At 66.1% G+C, this 17,195-nt stretch carries 17 protein-coding genes and 1 tRNA gene; 6 read left to right on the top strand and 12 right to left on the bottom strand.

Translation table 11 applies throughout. The features are described from left to right. Window positions 1–66: 66 nt before the first annotated feature. On the bottom strand, window positions 67–471 hold the full coding sequence (locus NO347_RS10760; protein WP_256289598.1) for a universal stress protein: 405 nt from the start codon (window positions 469–471) through the stop codon (window positions 67–69). A 174-nt stretch (window positions 472–645) separates the two neighbouring features. Between NO347_RS10760 and NO347_RS10755 the strand changes: the two genes are divergently transcribed. Then, window positions 646–3,312 carry a cation-translocating P-type ATPase gene (locus NO347_RS10755; protein WP_256289597.1) on the top strand — a complete coding sequence of 889 codons (2,667 nt, stop codon included), beginning with the start codon at window positions 646–648 and terminating at the stop codon, window positions 3,310–3,312. Window positions 3,313–3,327: 15 nt separating this feature from the next. Here the strand turns inward: NO347_RS10755 and NO347_RS10750 are convergent, their stop codons facing one another. Together NO347_RS10750 and NO347_RS10745 are read right to left on the bottom strand one after the other, a co-directional pair. Further along, entirely contained in the window at window positions 3,328–3,909 is a 582-nt protein-coding gene (locus NO347_RS10750; RefSeq protein WP_256289596.1) for a VIT1/CCC1 transporter family protein, read from the bottom strand. A gap of 6 nt (window positions 3,910–3,915) precedes the next feature. Beyond that, window positions 3,916–4,206, bottom strand: coding sequence for a DUF211 domain-containing protein (locus NO347_RS10745; RefSeq protein ID WP_256289595.1), 291 nt, complete (start codon window positions 4,204–4,206; stop codon window positions 3,916–3,918). A 94-nt stretch (window positions 4,207–4,300) separates the two neighbouring features. Here NO347_RS10745 and NO347_RS10740 point away from each other — a divergent pair, with 94 nt between their 5' ends. After that, entirely contained in the window at window positions 4,301–5,641 is a 1,341-nt protein-coding gene (locus tag NO347_RS10740) for a phosphoribosylamine--glycine ligase (protein WP_256289594.1), read from the top strand. Window positions 5,642–5,729: 88 nt separating this feature from the next. Here the strand turns inward: NO347_RS10740 and NO347_RS10735 are convergent, their stop codons facing one another. Then, window positions 5,730–7,073: an FAD-dependent oxidoreductase gene (locus NO347_RS10735; RefSeq protein ID WP_256289593.1), complete on the bottom strand. Its 1,344-nt coding sequence runs from the start codon at window positions 7,071–7,073 to the stop codon at window positions 5,730–5,732. Window positions 7,074–7,298: 225 nt separating this feature from the next. Then, window positions 7,299–9,191, bottom strand: coding sequence for an ATP-binding protein (locus NO347_RS10730; RefSeq protein WP_256289592.1), 1,893 nt, complete (start codon window positions 9,189–9,191; stop codon window positions 7,299–7,301). 146 nt (window positions 9,192–9,337) lie between these two features. On the opposite strand from NO347_RS10730, the gene NO347_RS10725 reads away from it, so the two are divergent. Then, complete coding sequence (locus tag NO347_RS10725; RefSeq protein ID WP_121569301.1) at window positions 9,338–9,511, top strand: DUF5786 family protein; 174 nt, start codon at window positions 9,338–9,340, stop codon at window positions 9,509–9,511. Window positions 9,512–9,596: 85 nt separating this feature from the next. Here the strand turns inward: NO347_RS10725 and deoC are convergent, their stop codons facing one another. The 3 genes from deoC to NO347_RS10710 all read right to left on the bottom strand — a co-directional run bounded on the left by deoC (window position 9,597) and on the right by NO347_RS10710 (window position 11,905). Beyond that, window positions 9,597–10,247 carry a deoxyribose-phosphate aldolase gene (gene deoC, locus NO347_RS10720; RefSeq protein WP_256289591.1) on the bottom strand — a complete coding sequence of 217 codons (651 nt, stop codon included), beginning with the start codon at window positions 10,245–10,247 and terminating at the stop codon, window positions 9,597–9,599. 81 nt (window positions 10,248–10,328) lie between these two features. Beyond that, on the bottom strand, window positions 10,329–11,132 hold the full coding sequence (locus NO347_RS10715) for an ArsR/SmtB family transcription factor (protein ID WP_256289590.1): 804 nt from the start codon (window positions 11,130–11,132) through the stop codon (window positions 10,329–10,331). A 77-nt stretch (window positions 11,133–11,209) separates the two neighbouring features. Further along, complete coding sequence (locus NO347_RS10710; protein WP_256289589.1) at window positions 11,210–11,905, bottom strand: DUF1405 domain-containing protein; 696 nt, start codon at window positions 11,903–11,905, stop codon at window positions 11,210–11,212. 125 nt (window positions 11,906–12,030) lie between these two features. Here NO347_RS10710 and gpmI point away from each other — a divergent pair, with 125 nt between their 5' ends. From gpmI to NO347_RS10695, 3 genes are all read left to right on the top strand, one after another. Then, the gene (gene gpmI, locus NO347_RS10705; protein WP_256289588.1) at window positions 12,031–13,545 is read left to right on the top strand and encodes a 2,3-bisphosphoglycerate-independent phosphoglycerate mutase; all 1,515 of its coding nucleotides are present in this window, start codon (window positions 12,031–12,033) and stop codon (window positions 13,543–13,545) included. Between the two features lie 168 nt (window positions 13,546–13,713). Further along, the gene (locus tag NO347_RS10700) at window positions 13,714–14,574 is read left to right on the top strand and encodes a M48 family metalloprotease (RefSeq protein ID WP_256289587.1); all 861 of its coding nucleotides are present in this window, start codon (window positions 13,714–13,716) and stop codon (window positions 14,572–14,574) included. A 69-nt stretch (window positions 14,575–14,643) separates the two neighbouring features. Further along, window positions 14,644–15,129, top strand: coding sequence for a hypothetical protein (locus NO347_RS10695; RefSeq protein ID WP_256289586.1), 486 nt, complete (start codon window positions 14,644–14,646; stop codon window positions 15,127–15,129). Between the two features lie 140 nt (window positions 15,130–15,269). Here the strand turns inward: NO347_RS10695 and NO347_RS10690 are convergent. The 4 genes from NO347_RS10690 to NO347_RS10675 form a co-directional block, all read right to left on the bottom strand. After that, window positions 15,270–15,353: transfer RNA gene (locus NO347_RS10690), tRNA-Leu, on the bottom strand. 89 nt (window positions 15,354–15,442) lie between these two features. Further along, on the bottom strand, window positions 15,443–15,685 hold the full coding sequence (locus tag NO347_RS10685) for a hypothetical protein (protein ID WP_256289585.1): 243 nt from the start codon (window positions 15,683–15,685) through the stop codon (window positions 15,443–15,445). Between the two features lie 74 nt (window positions 15,686–15,759). Continuing rightward, window positions 15,760–16,473 carry an SDR family NAD(P)-dependent oxidoreductase gene (locus NO347_RS10680; protein ID WP_256289584.1) on the bottom strand — a complete coding sequence of 238 codons (714 nt, stop codon included), beginning with the start codon at window positions 16,471–16,473 and terminating at the stop codon, window positions 15,760–15,762. 59 nt (window positions 16,474–16,532) lie between these two features. Then, window positions 16,533–17,057: an NUDIX hydrolase gene (locus NO347_RS10675; protein WP_256289735.1), complete on the bottom strand. Its 525-nt coding sequence runs from the start codon at window positions 17,055–17,057 to the stop codon at window positions 16,533–16,535. Between the last annotated feature and the right edge of the window lie 138 nt (window positions 17,058–17,195).

Here is a 17,195-nt window from a genome sequence, read left to right as displayed (position 1 = left end):
TACGTCTCCATAGATTCCTCGCCGGACCATACGGCGAGAATCTCCGAACAGTTACGATAAGCCCTCTTACTCGACGTCGACGAGCGGGACGACCGCCATCGGTCGGTTCGAGTGCAGCATAATCTGCTGTGCAGTGCTGCCGAAGACCACTTTCGCGGTCGGGTTGCGCCTCCGGATGCCAATGACGATCTCGTCGGCGTCGATCTCCTCGGCGTGTTCGATGACGTCCTCGTGGGGTTCGTTGCCGCGGACGAACTGGTGGGACTCGACGGTCGTGATCGTGTCGAGTCGCGAGGAGACGACGTTCAGCGCCTCCTCGCCGTCGCGGACGTCGTCGGTGTCGGTCGCGCTGCCACCGGGCAGGGAGTTAACCGCGTGTACCTCGTCGCTCCCCGACACCCGATCGAGAAGGTAATCGCAGAGTTTCGCGCTCGTGTCGACGTGGTTGGTTGCGAGTACGTACGTCGTCATACTTCCAGAGGTGCGGGCAGAGACCAAAAAGCCACCTCCGATCGCGAGAATTTCCACCCACCGGAGCAGTCGGACGCGCCAGCGCGGCAGGGGCGCGTCGCCGTCGCTGCATTGTGATGTGAAGTCACACGGCATACAGTATATATGTCGGTGCTGCGACGTTACGGACGAGCGATGGATTGGCACAGCCGCTCCGGCGACGAGGTGTGTGAGGAGTTAGAGACGACGTCTGCCGGACTGGCACCCGAGGAGGCCGCCGGGCGCCTCGCCGACGTCGGACCGAACGAGATCACCGGCGGTCACGAGCGGGGCGCGCTCCGAATCTTCCTCGCACAGTTTTCGAGCGCGCTCATCTGGGTGTTGCTCGTCGCGGCGATCCTCTCGTTCGCGATCGGCCACGTCGTCGACGCCGTTCTCATCGGGATCATTCTCCTCTTGAACGGGGTCTTCGGCTTCGTCCAGGAGTACCGCGCCGAGCAGAGTCTGGAAGCCCTCCGGGAGATGGCGGCCCCGGACGTCCGCGTCCGACGTGGCGGACGCGAGGAGCGGATCGAAGCGACGGACCTCGTTCCGGGCGACGTCGTGCTCGTCTCCCAGGGTGACGTCGTCCCCGCCGACGCCCGATTACTGGAAGCCCACAACCTCGAAGTCGACGAGGCGGCGCTGACGGGCGAGAGCGTTCCCGTCGGCAAAGACGCCGATCCGGTCGACGCCGAGACGCCGCTCGCCGAGCGCGAAAGTATCCTCTACAAGGGGACGAACGTCACCCGCGGCCGTGCCGTCGCCGTCGTCGTCGAGACGGGGATGGAGACGGAGATGGGCGAGATTGCGACGGCGCTAATCGGAGCCGAAGACCCCCAGACCCCCCTGCAGCGCGATCTCGACCGCCTCGCCAAGCGGTTGGGAATCGGCGTCGTGGGGTTGTCGGCGCTGATTGTTCCGTTGCTCGTCTTCCAGGGGCGTGGGCTCGTCCAGGCGGGGCTAACTGCCGTCTCGCTGGCGGTGGCGGCCATCCCCGAGGGACTGCCGGCCGTCGTGACCCTGACGCTCGCGCTCGGGGTGCGGCAGATGGCCGGCGAGAACGCGCTCGTCCGCACGCTACCGGCCGTCGAGGCGCTCGGGGCCGTCGACGTCGTCTGCACGGACAAGACCGGGACGCTGACCGAGGGCGAGATGCGCGTCCGGGCCGCGTGGGTCCTCGACGAGGAGTTCGAGGTCGGCGCACCAACTGCTGACGACGCCGCGGACGCGGCCAACTCCGACGCCACGGTGCACGAGGAGCGTCTCGAACGACTGCTGGAGATCGGCGCACTCTGCAACGACGCGACGATCGACGACGGCGACCCGACAGAGCGCGCCCTCGTCGCCGCCGCGACCGCCCAGGGGTTGGACGTCGACAGCCGACGCAGCGAACGTCCCCGCCGCGACGAAGTGCCGTTCACCTCCGAGCGCAGGCGGATGGCGACCATCCACGACGATGTCGTCTACGTCAAAGGCGCGCCCACGGAGATCCTCGGGCGGTCGACGCGCGTCCTCGGCCCGGACGGCCCCGTCGAGATGGACGAGGAGACGAAAGCGCGGGTCGAAGCGCAGATCGACGCGTTCGCCGAGCAGGCGCTCCGCGTCCTCGGTTTCGCGTACAAAGACCGCGACGACGACGGCGGACCCGAATCGAACCTCGTGTTCGTCGGCCTGCAGGGGCTGATCGACCCGCCGCGCGAGGAAGTCAAATCAGCGATCGCCGACACTCACCGCGCCGGAATCGACGTGAAGATGATCACCGGCGACAACGCGTTGACCGCGCGCGCTATCGCTTCACAGGTCGGTATCGAGTCGGACGTCCTGACTGGTCAGGAGGTCGAGGCCCTCGACGACGACACCCTGCGCGAGCGCGTCGAGGAGGTGGACGTGTTCGCCCGGGCCGAACCGACGCACAAGGTCCGCATACTCGACGCGTTGCAGTCGAACGGCCACGCGGTCGCGATGACGGGCGACGGCGTCAACGACGCCCCCGCGCTCAAGAACGCCGACGTCGGCATCGCGATGGGGGTCCGCGGCACCGACGTCGCCAAACAGGCCAGCGACATCATCCTCCTGGACGACAACTACGCGACGATCCGTAACGCGATCCGGCGCGGGCGGATGATCTTCGACAACATCTGGAAGTTTGTCGCGTATCTGCTGAGTGCGAACGCCGCCGAGGTCGCGGTCGTCTTCATCGGCTCACTGTTTGGCTATCTCGTCCTCCCGGCGGTCCAACTGCTCTGGATCAATCTCCTCACCGATGGGCTGCCGGCGCTCGCACTCGGCACCGACCCCGCTGGCGACGTGATGGAGCGCCAGCCCCGAGAGCGAGTGGTCGGGATCATCGACGCCGATATGCGAGGCTTCATCGCCGGGGCCGGGCTGACGGCGACAGTCCTGCTACTCGGGCTGTTGTTCTACACGCTCGACGGCGCGCCGTCGGTCACGCCCTATGCGATGACGATGGTCTTCACCGGCTTTGTCGGCTTCGAGTTCGTGAAGTTGTACGTGGTCCGGTGGGCGCGCGGGACGCCCGTCCTCACGAACCGCTGGCTCGCCGGTGCGGTCGCCACGTCGCTCGCGCTCCAGTTGGCGGTGCTGTACACGCCGCTGAACGACTACTTCGGGACCGTCCCGCTCAGCCTCGCGGACTGGGGGCTGCTGGGGGTCGTATTCGTCCTCGGCGCGCCGCTTCTCGTCCTGGTCGGGTGGCTGACGCGACGTCACGACATAGAGCACCATATGGCGTCGGATTCGGACTCAGCGCCGGAGTCGGGGGCGGAGGATACGGAGCCGGACTTGACAGAGTCTGCGTGAGGCACCCGGCCTCACTCAGCCGGGCAGAAACAGATTGATCACTGCGACCACGAGGCCCGCGAGCGCCATTCGGATCGCCGAAACGTACCAGCGCTGCCCCGAGATCGAACTCATATACGCCCCGAAGACGCCCAGGATCCCGATCCCGAGCGCGACCCCGGCCACGCCGGCTTCCGCCATCGAGAGCATCGTCCCCTCGACGGTGAACGGGACGAGCGGGATCAAGATCCCGATGAGCGGACCGAGACCGCTGGCTGCGGCGTGAAAGACGCGTGCACCCCGCTGTTCGCGCTGGACGCGCGTGTCGTCGAGGTCGGTCAGCATCGCCCGCTCGATGCGTTTGATCTTGGCGGTCGTCTCGGCGCGCTCGATCTCCCAGACGCTCCAGATCGCCGAGGTTCCCAACCCCACCGCAGCGCCGAGGCCGATCTTGATGACGGTGAGGCCGTCGGGAATCCCAGAGAGGACCGCGCCGACGATGACGCCGATGCTCGTCAGGGTCCCGTCGAAGCCGTTCGAGACGAAGTACCGTCGCGCGATCGAGAGGACGTCCTCTCGCCCGATCAGTTCCCGAAGGAGGCGGCGTGTCGATGACACGTCGAGTCAGTCGTCCTGTAACGTCCGCCGCTCTTCGACGACGTACTCGCCGTAGGCGGCCTGGTCGATCGAGTGGACGGTGCCGCCGAGACTCTCGATCACGTCCTCGATCGCGTCGTACTCGAGGCTCGTCCCCTCCGCGGTTATTTTGACGTTCTGCACCTCCTGATCGAGTTCGATGAGCGACGTGGACACGCCGTCGACGCTCTCGACGGCCGCGATTCGTTCCGTGAACTCCAGCATCGACGGGTCGTGTGGTTTCAGAATGTCGAGGGCGACGCGTCGAAGATCTACCATCAGGCTACATCTCGGAAGCGACTTTCTTAATACCGCCGGACGACCCGTGACACCACTGCACACACTCAAGTTGGTCCCGACCGAAATTTCCCCTATGGACCCAGCGCGATTTCTCTTCGTCTCGGCCGATGCTGCCCTGGTCACGGACCTCGCGTGGCAGATCCACCGGGAGGGCCACGAGGTGAAGTACTACATCGAGACCGAAGCGGACCGCGAGATCGGCGACGGCTTCGTCCCCAAAACCGACGACTGGCGCGCCGAAGTCGAGTGGGCCGACGTGATCGTCTTCGACGACATCTGGGTCGGCTCCGACGTCGGCACCGGCGAGCTCGCGCAGGAGCTTCGCGCGGACGGCCACGCCGTGATTGGCGGGACGCCGAATACGGACCGCCTCGAAGCGGACCGCGGGTACGCGATGGACATCCTGGAAGAACACGGCGTAAACACCGTCGAACACCACGTCTTCTACGATTTCGACGCGGCCATTCAACACGTGCAAAAGAATCCGGCCGCATACGTCATCAAGCCGCTCGGCGAAGTCCAGAACGTGAAGCGGCTCTTGTACGTCGGCAGTGAAGACGACGGCAGCGACGTCGTCGACGTCCTCCGGGCGTACAAGCAGGCGTGGGGCCACCGGATGAAGGGCTTCCAACTCCAGCGGAAGGTCGAGGGCGTTGAGGTCGCCGTCTGCGGCTTCTTCGACGGCGAGCGATTCGTCGACCGCGTGAACTTCAATTTCGAGCACAAGAAGCTGTTTCCGGGCAACATCGGCCCCTCGACCGGCGAGATGGGGACCTCGATGTTCTGGAGCGAACGGAACGAACTGTTCGAGGAGACGCTCGGGAAGCTGGAAGGCTGGCTCGCAGGCGAGGGTTACGTCGGGAGCATCGACCTCAACTGCATCGTCAACGAGAGCGGGATCTTCCCGCTCGAGTTCACGCCGCGGTTCGGCTATCCGACGATCGCGCTCCAAGAGGAGTCTTTCGAGTCACCCACCGGACAGTTCTTCGCGGCTCTCGCTCGCGGGAACGACCCCGACCTCGCGACGCACCGGGGATTCCAGGTCGGCGTCCGCGTCGTGTTGCCGCCGTTCCCGTTCGATGACCCGAAAACCTACGACGAGAGTTCGCGCAACGCCGCGATCGTCTTCGACACCCCGGATCGATGCGGCATCCATCTCGAAGACACGAGGCGGGTCGACGACCAGTGGCGCGCCGCCGGCGAGAGCGGGATGCCACTCGTCGTGACTGGGAAAGGCGAAACGATGCAGGCCGCCCGCGAGCAGTGCTACGGACGCGTCGACGACATCGTGATCCCGAACTGCTACTACCGCGACGACATCGGCGAGCGGTGGATCGGCGGCGACGGCGACCGCCTCCAAGCGTGGGGCTATCTCGGTCCGCAGAACTATAGGGGTTATCGTACGTCTCCATAGATTTCTCGCCGGACGGGACGGCGAGAATCTCCGAACAGTTACGATAATCCCTATAACGCGGGAGTTTAGATCGGCGTCGACGCGCGCCTCACTCCCCGCGCGGGAAGTTCTCGATCGTGTCCGCGCGGAAGGCGTCCTCGTCGAACTCGTAGTCCGCCTCGAAGAAGTCGAGGATCGTCTTCGTGTCGCGCATCGCGTTCTTCAGACTGGTCGACGCGCCAGGCGAGGGTGTGATGTTGAAGACGATGTCGTCGCCGACGATCTTCGCCTCGCCCATGTCCAGCGATTTCGCGCTCGTGTCGACGATCTGCGGGCGGACGCCGCCGTAGCCCTTCGCGCGCTCGATGTCGTCGAGTTCGACGCTCGGGACGACCTTCTGGACCTCGGGGAGGAACGACCGCGCGCCGACCTCCGGCACGTCGTACAGCAGGTTCGTGAGGACGTACGGGAGCAGGATCCGGTCGGCGAGGATGTTGGCGTAGCTGAGGAACGACGCGGCGTTCAGCCCGAACACGTCGAGGAAGTCACTGACGGTCGAGAGCCGGCCGCGTTCGAGCGCGGGCACGAGCTTCGCAGTCGGCCCGAAGCGCGTGATGCTGTCGTCGTGTACGTCCGCGTCGCCGTGAACCGCCGCGAACGGCAGTTTCTTCATCTGCAGCGTGTAGACCTTGCCGTTCAGGAGGCTGTCGTCTGCGAGGAAGAAGCTCCCGGCGACCGGCAGGAGCGCCATATCCTCGCCGTAGCCGAGTTCCTTCGCGATCTGGAGGCTGTGCGAGCCGGCGGCGACGACCGCGACGTCGCAGTCGAACGGTCCCTGCGGCGTCGTGAGCGTGTAGCCCTCGGTGTTCTTCGTGACGTCTTCGACTTTCGTGCCCGTGAACACGTCCACGTTCGACTCCTCGCGGGCGAGTTCGACGAAGGACTTCGCGGTCTCGCCGTAGTCGACGACGTAGCCGTCGGGCGTCTGCAGCGCGAGCATATCCACGCCGGGGTCGCGCCCTTCGACGACCTTCGGTTCGATCTCTGCGATCTCGTCGCGACCGATCGGCTGCAGCTTCGGGTACAGGTCGCCGAAGCCGTCCTCGTGGTAGCGCTGTTCGAGCTTTTCGACTTCCTCGTCGCCGACCCCGAGGACCATCTTGCTGCGCTTTGCGTGCATCTCGCGGTCGGGATCGTGATTCTCCAGGTAGCCCGCGAGCAGTTCTGCGCCCGTCTTGACGCCTTCGGCCTTCTCTAAGGTGTAGTTCGTCTCGATGTCGCCGAAGTGCAGCGTCTGGGAGTTGTTCGTGTGATGGGAGTTGATCGCCGCGATCTCCGGTTCCTTCTCGATCAGCGCGATCGAGTCGATGTCGGTGAACTTTGCAGTCGTGTAGAGAAGCGATGCCCCGCTGATGCCGCCGCCGACGATTACGAGATCGTATTTTCCAGACATAGTACTGTCCTGTGGGTGAGTCTACCTCGGTGACTGCACTCCAGCGGGATAACTCCATATTTTCGAATCGGCTTTTAGACGATTGACGAAGGCGATTTCGACGGAATTGGGCGTCGACGGCGCGCAGTCGTCGTCCCGGTCGCTGGAGACCCTCCGACGGAACGAATCCACGGATCCGCGGTGCGTACAGGTCGGTCCCATCAGCACGCGGCCATCGACTCGGGCTCAGGCGGATGAGCAGCCGGTGGAAAACTCGAATTTCGCGCCGCCGGAGTCGCTTTCGTCGATCGTTACCGTCCATCCGTGCGCGTCGGCGATCTCCTCGACGATTGCGAGCCCAAATCCTGTGCCGTCGTCTTCGGTAGTGTACCCCTCGGTGAGTACCCGGTGACGCTCTGCCTGGGGGATCCCTGGTCCATCGTCTTCGACGGTGAAGCCGCCGTCTATCGACGCAACACGGATGGCGACGTCGTCGCCGCCGTGATCGACGGCGTTCGTGAAGAGGTTCTCGAACAGCTGCTGCAGTCGGCCGGGATCGGCTTCGATCGCGTCTGCGCCGTCGACGTGGAGCGTCGCGTCCGCCGTGGCTGAGTTGGTCCACGCCCGCCGCGCGACCTGGGTCAGGTCGACTTCACGCACCTCGTCGATGGCTTCGCCCTGCCGCGCGAGCGTGAGCAGGTCCTCGATCAGTTCGTCCATCCGCCGGAGCGCGTCGTCGACGCGGTCGAACGCGGCCTCGTCGCCCTCGCGCGCCAGTTCGAGATAGCCGTCGGCGACGTTCAGCGGATTACGGAGGTCGTGTGAGACGATGCTCGTGAACGTCTCCAGCCGTTCGTTCTGCTCTTCGAGCCGGCATTCCCGCTCTGCACGCTCCATCGCGGCGGCGACGTTGGCCCCGAGGATCTTCGCCAGCGAGTACTCCGACTCCTCGAACGCACCGGGCTGCCGCGCAGCGATCAACAGCACGCCCAGGTCGTCGAGCGGGACGATGAGTTCGCTCCGAAGCGTCGAGTCCTCGTTGTACGCCTCCTCCGACGCCGCGAGATCTCTGACGTATCGCGGTGTGCCGCTCTCGAACACGTTCCAGGCGATCGCATCGCCCGGGCCGAACGTCGGGGGAGTGCCGAGGACCTCGGCCACCTGTTGAGAGTATGCGACCGGACGCAGTTCCCCGTAGTCCTCGTCGTAGAGGTGGATCCCGGTGAAATCGAGGTCCAAAATCTCGGTCGCGGCGTCGACGGCAGCGTCTGCGATCCCCTCGACGGAGCCGGCTGTCACCAGTTCACGCGTCGCCTCGTGGAGCGCGGTCGTACGCCGTTCGTGGCGGTGCTCGGAAGTGATGTCGGTGTACACGGCGTACCCGTCAGTGTCCGCGGAGGCCGCCTCGAACGGAATGGCCTGGAGGCGGAAGACGCGGACTTCACCCGATGCCGTCAGCCGGAACAGCTCCTCGATCTCGAACCGCTCGCCGCGTTGCGCTCGTGCGCTGATCGCGCTGGCTCGCTGCTCGTCTCCCGGCGGGACGACGACGTCGTCGAGCGACTCCCCTTCGATCGATCCGGGCGTGTACCCGAACACCTCTTGGAACGCCGGATTGATCGCGCGGACGACGGGAGTGTCGTCGACGAACTCGACTTCGGCGATGCATTCCGAGCTATTGTCGAAGAGCGCCGAGATCTTGTCGTGTTCGACTTCGAGTTCTTCCTCGCGTCGGCGGCGCTGGCCGTCGTAGACGCCGACACCGAGACCAGCGACTGCGCCCATCGCGACGACGTGGCTGAAGATGATTTGCGGTTTGATCTGGCCTTGGATGACTTGGAAGAGATACACCCACAGCGTGATCACGAGCATCACGAGCGTGCCCAGGAAACTCCACGTCGTGGTCCGCGCGACGAACGCCGTCTGCACGTCTGTCCGTCTCGCAAGAGTCACCCCCGCGGCGACGAGAATCAGGTCCAGTCCGATCGGTGCGGCGTTCTCCAGAAGGGTGAGATAGAGCGGGTCGGCCTGCAGCGCGTAGTCCTCGTAGACGTCGAAGAGCGTCACGGACGCGAAGAGGATTCCGAGAAACGCGATGCTCGCCCCACTCGCTGTCTGCTTCCACCGACCGATCATCATCTACGTCGACCAACACAAAGCGGTGTCAAAACGTTTTGGTGCGGCGATTGGACGACGTTCGGCATCCGGTGGGACCTTGAGTGAGAGCGTCTCACGCGCGCTCTTTGCTTCGTGTGGTTCTTCACCGGCGGGCGGGATGTTAGGGTATGGGCTTCGGAAGCTACGACGAATCCGAGCAGCAGGAGCAGACGACCGACGAGGACGACGACAGCGAAGCGGTCAACGTCCACGAGCACGACCACGACGGCGACGTCAACGTCGAGTCCGACGTCGACACGGACGCGCTCGTCGACCGACTCGGCGAGATGCGCGACGACTGATACGGATTGTCGGAAGTCCGAGAGATCCTCGCCGAACGGTATGGCGAGAAACTCTGCACAGTTCCGACCACTATGAGAGGCGTTTCTAGGACTCCTCCACCGCCTCGGGCGCGCCGTCGAGGATCGTGACCCCCGAGGACGCGCCGATCCGTTCCGCACCGGCGTCGAGCATCGCCATCGCGTCTTCGTAGGAGCCGATGCTGCCGCTTGCTTTGACCGGCAGGTACTCCGCCATCAGTCCGACATCTGCGACGGTGGCCCCGCCGTCGGCGAACCCCGTCGAGGTCTTGACGAAGTCGGCACCGGCCTCGACTGCCGCCTCGCAGGCGCGGCGTTTCTCGTCGTCGGTCAAGAGCGCCGTCTCCAGGATGACCTTCACCGGGATCGGAACGGCGGCGACGACCTCGGCGATGTCCGCCGCGACGCGCTCGTCGTCGCCCGCTTTCAACCGTCCGACGTTGAGCACCATATCCAGTTCGTCCGCGCCGGTCTGCCAGGCGTCGACGGCCTCGCCGTGTTTTGCGGCCGTCGAGTGCTGTCCGTGCGGGAAGCCGACGACGGTCGCGAGCGTGACGTCCGGCGCGTACGCGACCGCTTCAGCGACGTAGCACGGCGGGATGCACGCGTTCATTCCGTGTTCGCTGGCCTCGTCGAGCACGCGCTCGACGTCGTCGACCGTCGTCGTCGGCCCCAGGACCGTGTGATCGATGCGGGCGGCGAGTTCTGCTTCGTCCATATCCGTGCTCTCGGCCCCGAGCGAAAAAAGCGAGTGGGTCGGCAGGGTTCACGAAGCAGTGAGTGCGACGCGGTCTCGGTATCAGTTGACGGTCCAGCCCGTCCCGTCGTGGTAGACGAGTCCGCGCTCGGAGAGCCGATCGAGTGCGGTCTCGACCCGCTCGGGGCTGGCGTTGAGTTCGCGGGCGACCTCGCGGGCGCTCCGCGTCTCGCGGGCGATGGCGGCAAGCACTTCGGCGTAGAATCGGCTGTCGGCCTCCGCGCCGATCTGCTCTGTCAACTGATCGAGGACGTCGGTCACGCGCCCGTGCACCCACCGCTGCGCCAGCGAGAGTTCGCTCTCGACGTCTTCGAGATACGCGTACTGGCGTGCGAGCGAGGCGACGTCGTCGTCGCTGTCGACACCGCCTGCGTCGCTGCCGCGCCGCCGGATTTCGTCGAGGTCCCGCGGCGCGTCTGCACCGCTCTCGATCGGCCCATTGGCTGCCTGCTCCCGGTCGTCGTCGCCGTCGCGCTCGCGTTCCTCGCTCGGTTCACAGCCCGTCTGCTCGCCGGGGATGTCGAGTGAGATGTGTTGACAGCGGCCACGCATATCGAGACTCCGGCTGGCCGGATAGGCGCTCTTCGCGCCGAAACGATACGGCGAGACGCTCACCTCCAATCGGAGGTTCCGCGCGATGTGGAAGTACTTCCGCCGCTGGTCGTCGGTGCGGCTTTCGACGAGGCCGGCCTCTTCGAGCCGTCGCAGATGGTCGATGACGGCCTTCGGGCTGACCCCCAGGTACTCGCTGATCTCGGTGACGTAACAGGGTTTATGCGAGAGGAGCCGGAGGATGCGCCGCCGGTTCTCGTTCCCGAGGAGATCTAGGAGTACCGCAGAGTCCATAACCGAAGGTAAATCTCGGAGACGTAAGACGCTGACGCATTTTCGGGTACGGTGGACGCTCGCCCGCTTTTTCCCGGTCAGCGCGAGTCGTTGCGGTCGAACGTCCAGGCGGCGTACCCGACGACGAGAAACGAGAGCGCGACGGTGATCCCCGCCAAGAGAGAGCCCGCATCGTATCGCAGCGGCGGGTAGAAGCCGAACCCGTAGTCGAAGACGTCGTTGACGAGGAGCAAGACGAGCGCCGCCGCCAGCGCCTCCCGAGAGGTCTTACCGTAGTACGGGATCACCGCCGCCTGCAAGAGGAAGAACAGGTGCGTGATGAGGATGCCCCAGTACTCCCACAGCAGGGCGGGGGTGAAGCCGAAGTAGAGATCCGGCCGGAGGTTGAGCGCGACGGCCGTCCAGAGCCCGTACTTCACGAGCCAGACGAACGCGAGCGTGTGCACGACCGTCAACAGTCGGTTCGACGGCGCCTCCGAGAGCCGGCGTCCGAGGTTGGGAAGCAGCGTCGCGACCGAGAGCGTCGCGAGCGCGAGCGCCGTCGGTGAGTCGCCGAACAGCGGGTACAGGAGCGAACTGAGGTCTGCGAGCGAGGGGTCCGAGTGGACGTAGAAACTGACGCCCAGGAGGAACGCGGCCCCGTCGACGACGAGGAGCCACCCGAGGCTCGCGCCGTTGCCGAGATAGTACGCCACCCAGCGCTCGGGGAACGGGCGGCGAAGCCGCGCCCGCCAGTCGCGTTTCGCTCCGGATTCCTCGTGCCGACCAGCCATCGAGTCCACCGACGGGGGGGAACCGAAAGAAGGTGTCGCGTCCGTGCGCACGCTGTGGTGCCCCAGTCATCTCAACGGCGCGGCGAAACGAAGCCTATTCACCGTGGCCTCGCCTCACCCCGCGTATGCAGGCAGCGCTCGTCATCCTCGACGGCTGGGGCCTCGGGGATCACGACCGGCGGGACGCGGTGAAAGCGGCATCGACGCCGAACTTCGACCGGTTCGCCGACGCCGGCGCGTACGGAACGCTCGACGTGTCCGGGCGGCGCGTCGGCCTCCCCGAAGGGCAGATGGGCAACAGCGAGGTCGGACACCTCAATATCGGCGCCGGCCGGGTCGTCAAGCAGGCGTACACGCGCATCGAGGACGCCATCGCCGACGGCTCGTTTCGGACGAACAGGGCAATCGTCTCGGCTTTCGACCACGTCGCAGAGACGGGCGGCCGCGTGCACTTTATGGGACTGCTCAGCGACGGCGGCGTCCACTCCGAGCAGGGCCACCTCCACGCGCTGATCGAACTCGCCGCCGACCGCGGCGTCGACGCCGTCACCCACGCGTTCACCGACGGGCGCGACACCGACCCCTACGGCGGCGAGGACTACCTCGCGACGCTCGAAGCGGTCGTCGACGACAACGGCACCGGCGACGTCGCCACCGTCTCTGGGCGGTACTACGCGATGGATCGCGACCAGAACTGGGAGCGGACCAAACGCGCCTACGACGCCATCGTCCACCGCGAGGCTGACCACGAGGCGACCACGGGCGTCGAGGCGGTCCGCGGGTCCTACGACCGCGGCGACACCGACGAGTTCGTCGAACCGACGCTTGTCGAGGGCGGCCCCGCGCTCGAAGACGGCGACGCCGTCTTGTTCTTCAACTTCCGGCCGGACCGCGCCCGCCAGCTCGTTCGCCTCCTCGCCGACATCGATCCCGAGTGGCCCTTCGAGACCCACCCGCCGGAGACGCGAGTCGTCACGATGACCGAGTACGACGAGACGTTCGACCTCCCGGTCGCGTTCCCACCCGAGGAGCCGACAGACACGCTCGGCCAGACCCTCGCGGCGGCCGGGAAGACGCAACTCCGCCTCGCCGAATCGGAGAAGTACGCCCACGTCACGTACTTCCTGAACGGCGGCCGCGAGGTCGAGTTCGACGGCGAGATCCGCCGCATCGTCGAGAGCCCCGACGTGCCCACGTACGACCTCCAGCCGGAGATGAGCGCCGCCGAGGTGACGGATACGGCGATCGATCTCATCGACTCGGCGGACCCGGACGCGATGGTGCTCAACTACGCGAACCCCGATATGGTCGGCCACACGGGCGACTTCGAGGCGGCCGTCGAGGCCGTCGAAGCCGTCGACGAACAGCTCGGCCGTCTCGTCGCCGCAATCGAGGAAGCGGGTGGGCACGCGCTCATCACCGCCGACCACGGTAACGCCGACGATATGGGGACGCCCGAGGAACCCCACACCGCACACACGACGAACCCGGTGCCGTTCATCTACATCTCGCCCGACGGCGACGACGGCGGGCGGCGGGTCCGGAGCGGCGGGTCGCTCTGCGACATCGCACCCACGATGCTCGAACTGATGGCCATCGAGAAACCGGCGGCGATGACTGGCGAGTCGCTGCTGGAGTGAAGTGCCGTCGTCGCTTCGGTCGCTAGGATTCGATTTCGATCCGATAATCGCGCGCTTCTCGCGAAAGGTCGCGGCTAACTAATACGGATCTCGTCGCACTCTGCGTACCGCCCACGAGGGATTCGGCGGCTAACAGTCACAGCGCCGCCCTCGAACTGAGGTCCCTGGATGCGTCACCTCGCCACTCCCCTCGCTGTCGCGATTGTCGTGGTCGTCCTCTATCAGCGGATTCTGGATTCGGCGTACCTGGAGTTCGGCACGATGCCCCGGTACCCGACCCGCGGCCACCTCCCGTCGCCGCGCGCGATCAGCCGACGGGCGCTCGCAAATGCCGTTCCAGCGGCGACGTCGGTGGCGGCCGTCGTGCTCGTTTTCACCGCTCCGTTCCGGGTGTGGGTCTGGGGCGTCGTGGGCTTGCTCGCGGTGACTGTCGCGCTCTCGCCGGTCCTCGCGGTCTTCCACTACGACGTCCGTCCGCTCACACCGGCGGAGGCCGAGACGGTACAGACGGCCATTCCGGCCCTGGACTGTGAGGTGCTTGCCGTCACGGGAACTCGGAACGGCCCCGTGAACGGCTACGCGATCGGCGGTCCGTTTCGGGACGTCGTCGGCGTCAGCGAGTTCGCGCTGGCGACGCTTCCGCCCGCGCAGTTGGCCGCACTGCTCGCACACGAGGCGTGCCACCACCGCGAGCGTCACGTGCTCGTCCGCGGCGGCGTCAGCGTCGTGGTCCTCGCCGTCGGCGCAGCGGTCACGACGACGCTGTTCGACGCGCTCGTTCCGCTCTCGACGCTCAGTCTCCTCGTCACGATCGCCGTCGAGCGCGTCGCCGCCTACGGCGCGATGCGGTGGCTGGAGTACCGCGCCGACGCGGCCGCCGTACAGCACACGTCGGCACACGCGGTCGCCTCTCTCCTGACGGCGCTCGGAGCGACGACCGATGTCGACCAGCCTGAGGGGTCGTGGCTCCTGCAACTGTTCTCGACACATCCCGCGTACGCCGATCGGATCGCCCGTTTCGGGCAGTGACTCGCCGCCAGAACGCCGAGACTGCTGGCGGCTCGGAAAGACTACGGTGTCAGATATTCAACTAACTGTATGGCGAAACGAGTATCGGTCTTTCTCGCTGGCCTCGTCGTGGGCCTGCTGATCGCGGGCAGTGCCGTGTACGTCACGGCACTTCCGCAGTCGTCGGTCGCCGTTCCGTCGATGACGACCACGACAGCGACTGGCTGTGCCGACGCCGACGCGCCGCGGGCGTGGGTCGGTCAGACAGCGACATCCGAGTACCGGAGCGTCGTGTTCCAGAACTACACTTTCACGCACGACGACCCCGACCTCGAAATCCGAGCGAATCTGAGCGAGACCGCAGACGGCCGCTGGGTGCTCGCGTTCACGGCGCGCCCGGAGACACCAAGTAAGCCCACCGACCCCGACTGCGTCCCCCAGACGACGATGAGTTCGTCCGTCGCGCTCCCGCCTGACTACGAGACGCTCGCCGTTCGACTCGATGGCGAGACGATCACGACTGTTCGGAACTCCGAGAGACCGCAGTTCTACTATCTGAACGAGACGGCGTCGTGACCGCCCGAGAAACGCTGTCGCTCTGAACTTCTGCCGAAATACGGGGGGGAGGGATTTGAACCACGGTCGCAACGAAGCTGCTCCCTGATTCAAACCCTTCCGTGGTGATCGAACCGTTCGCCGAGGCTCACGGATTCGAGTGCGAGGGGAGGGATTTGAACCCACGGACTCCTACGAGAGCGGATCTTGAGTCCGCCGCCTTTTCCAGACTCGGCCACCCTCGCGCAGTCTCCGATATTGTTTCCCGGAGGTTTAACCCTCCGATTTTTCGCCGACTCACCTCGCGGGCGAACGGCGCGTATCCCGGCCGGCGTTACGCGAACCGTTCGCGGACTCGTGAGGGAACTTCGAGTGCGACCGCAGCGGCGATGGCGGGGGCGAGAACCGCGAGGACGACGAGTGCGACCCCGCCACCGACGACCGCCAGCGCGAGCAGCGCGAGCAGGAGGATCGGCGCGGCGGCGACGACGAGTCCGCGGGCGATCACATCGGCGACGCCCGCCGCGTAGTCCGCGAGCGCGCCCGGAATCTCCCGGGCGCCGGGTTCCTTCGACATATCCGATCCGACGCGGGCCGGCATCAAAGAACTGTCCCCATCGCGTCGCGGGGCGACGCCAACTCGTCCGGTCCCTACCAGTCGATGACTTCGCGGTCGCGCCAGAACAGGCCGGCCGGCGACTCCGGCCGGAAGCGAGAGAGCCACGTCGGGGTCTCTGCGCCCTTCTCGATCGAGCGGTCGGCGTCCTCGCCGCCCATCTCGGTCTGCACCCAGCCCGGACAGACCGAGTTCGCGAGCAGTCCTTGGTCGGCGTACTCGCCGTGGAGGTAGGCGGTGAGGCCGTTGAGCCCCGTCTTCGAGACGCGGTAGGCGGGCGAGCCGCCGGACTGTCCCTCGCCGAGCGCGCCCATCCCCGAAGAGAGGTTGACGACGCGACCGCCGTCGGTCTGCAACAGCAGCGGCACCATATGCTTGCATACGAGCATCGGGCCGCGGAGGTTCGTTGCCAGCGTGCGATCGATCGTCTTCACCGACTCGGAGACGATGTCGGAATCGAACTCCGCGACGCCGGCGTTGTTGACGACGATGTCCAGCCGACCCGCCGACTGGAAGATCTCGTCGGCCGCGTCGGAGATTTCGCCCTCCTGGGTGACGTCGACGAGGAGGTGCTCCCACTCGTCGGGGACGTCGTGGGTGACAGAGCGCGTCGCGGCGAAGACCGTCGCGCCGAGATCGTGGAGGTTCGCGGCGATCTGACGGCCGAGGCCGCGGTTGGCCCCGGTGACGAGCGCGACCTGTCCGTCGAGCGAGTCGTACAGTTCCGGCTCCGGTGGGTCCTCGGTCATCGTCGGAGGAACGCGTCGGGCGTAAAAGGGGATTCCGTCTCGGCCGCCGCAGGTGCCGGCTACTCCTCGAAGTCGCGACGCATCGCGATCTCGAACCACGGACACAGGCGCAGTTGCCGGTACCACTGCGGGTGGTCGTGGAGGTGTTCGTAATCAGCCCACAGCAGGCCCGCGATCTCGTCCTCGTCGGGGTCCAGGCTGGTGTCGTCGAGCGTCACCTTCAGGACCGAACAGACCTCCCACTCCAGGCCGGCGTTCTCGTAGTAGCGCTTGTACTCGAATTTGTCCGTCACGCGGAGGTCGCTGTACTGATCCGGCGTGATGCCGAGTTCCTCTTCGAGTCGCTGCGCGGTCGCGTCGACCTGGGACTGTCCCTCGACCGGGTGCGAGGCCACGGTGCCGTCCCAGTGCGTGTCCCAGAGCCGCTTTCCGGGCGCGCGCTGGCCGAGCAGGATGCGGCCGTCGCCGTCGAAGACGAGGCAGGTGAACGCCCGGTGACGGATGCCGTCGCCGGTGTGGGCGTCGAGTCGGTTGACGAGCCCCGTCCGGTTGTCGTCGCTGTCGACGGCGATTACGTCCTGCATAGCGTTCTCGTGGAGGTCGGCCCCGCCGCTCTCGCCGCTCTCGGCGGTCGCGGCGGCGTCGTCGAGCTGATCTGCACTCATACTCGTCTCGTCGGCGAGGGGGAACAAGGAGTCTTCGATGCGAACCGGCGTCGGACA

The organism is Halobellus inordinatus (assembly GCF_024464655.1).
Lineage (GTDB): Archaea > Halobacteriota > Halobacteria > Halobacteriales > Haloferacaceae > Haloquadratum > Haloquadratum inordinatus.
Note: the sequence above shows the minus strand (reverse complement) of the source record. Positions and strands in the feature narration are given on the sequence as shown.

Coding starts and splice junctions, on each gene's coding strand:
- NO347_RS10760 (WP_256289598.1), bottom strand. CDS start 471: ATGACGACGTACGTACTCGCAACCAACCACGTCGACACGAGCGCGAAA.
- NO347_RS10755 (WP_256289597.1), top strand. CDS start 646: ATGGATTGGCACAGCCGCTCCGGCGACGAGGTGTGTGAGGAGTTAGAG.
- NO347_RS10745 (WP_256289595.1), bottom strand. CDS start 4,206: ATGGTAGATCTTCGACGCGTCGCCCTCGACATTCTGAAACCACACGAC.
- NO347_RS10740 (WP_256289594.1), top strand. CDS start 4,301: ATGGACCCAGCGCGATTTCTCTTCGTCTCGGCCGATGCTGCCCTGGTC.
- NO347_RS10735 (WP_256289593.1), bottom strand. CDS start 7,073: ATGTCTGGAAAATACGATCTCGTAATCGTCGGCGGCGGCATCAGCGGG.
- NO347_RS10730 (WP_256289592.1), bottom strand. CDS start 9,191: ATGATGATCGGTCGGTGGAAGCAGACAGCGAGTGGGGCGAGCATCGCG.
- NO347_RS10725 (WP_121569301.1), top strand. CDS start 9,338: ATGGGCTTCGGAAGCTACGACGAATCCGAGCAGCAGGAGCAGACGACC.
- deoC (WP_256289591.1), bottom strand. CDS start 10,247: ATGGACGAAGCAGAACTCGCCGCCCGCATCGATCACACGGTCCTGGGG.
- NO347_RS10715 (WP_256289590.1), bottom strand. CDS start 11,132: ATGGACTCTGCGGTACTCCTAGATCTCCTCGGGAACGAGAACCGGCGG.
- NO347_RS10710 (WP_256289589.1), bottom strand. CDS start 11,905: ATGGCTGGTCGGCACGAGGAATCCGGAGCGAAACGCGACTGGCGGGCG.
- gpmI (WP_256289588.1), top strand. CDS start 12,031: ATGCAGGCAGCGCTCGTCATCCTCGACGGCTGGGGCCTCGGGGATCAC.
- NO347_RS10700 (WP_256289587.1), top strand. CDS start 13,714: ATGCGTCACCTCGCCACTCCCCTCGCTGTCGCGATTGTCGTGGTCGTC.
- NO347_RS10695 (WP_256289586.1), top strand. CDS start 14,644: ATGGCGAAACGAGTATCGGTCTTTCTCGCTGGCCTCGTCGTGGGCCTG.
- NO347_RS10685 (WP_256289585.1), bottom strand. CDS start 15,685: ATGTCGAAGGAACCCGGCGCCCGGGAGATTCCGGGCGCGCTCGCGGAC.
- NO347_RS10680 (WP_256289584.1), bottom strand. CDS start 16,473: ATGACCGAGGACCCACCGGAGCCGGAACTGTACGACTCGCTCGACGGA.
- NO347_RS10675 (WP_256289735.1), bottom strand. CDS start 17,057: ATGCAGGACGTAATCGCCGTCGACAGCGACGACAACCGGACGGGGCTC.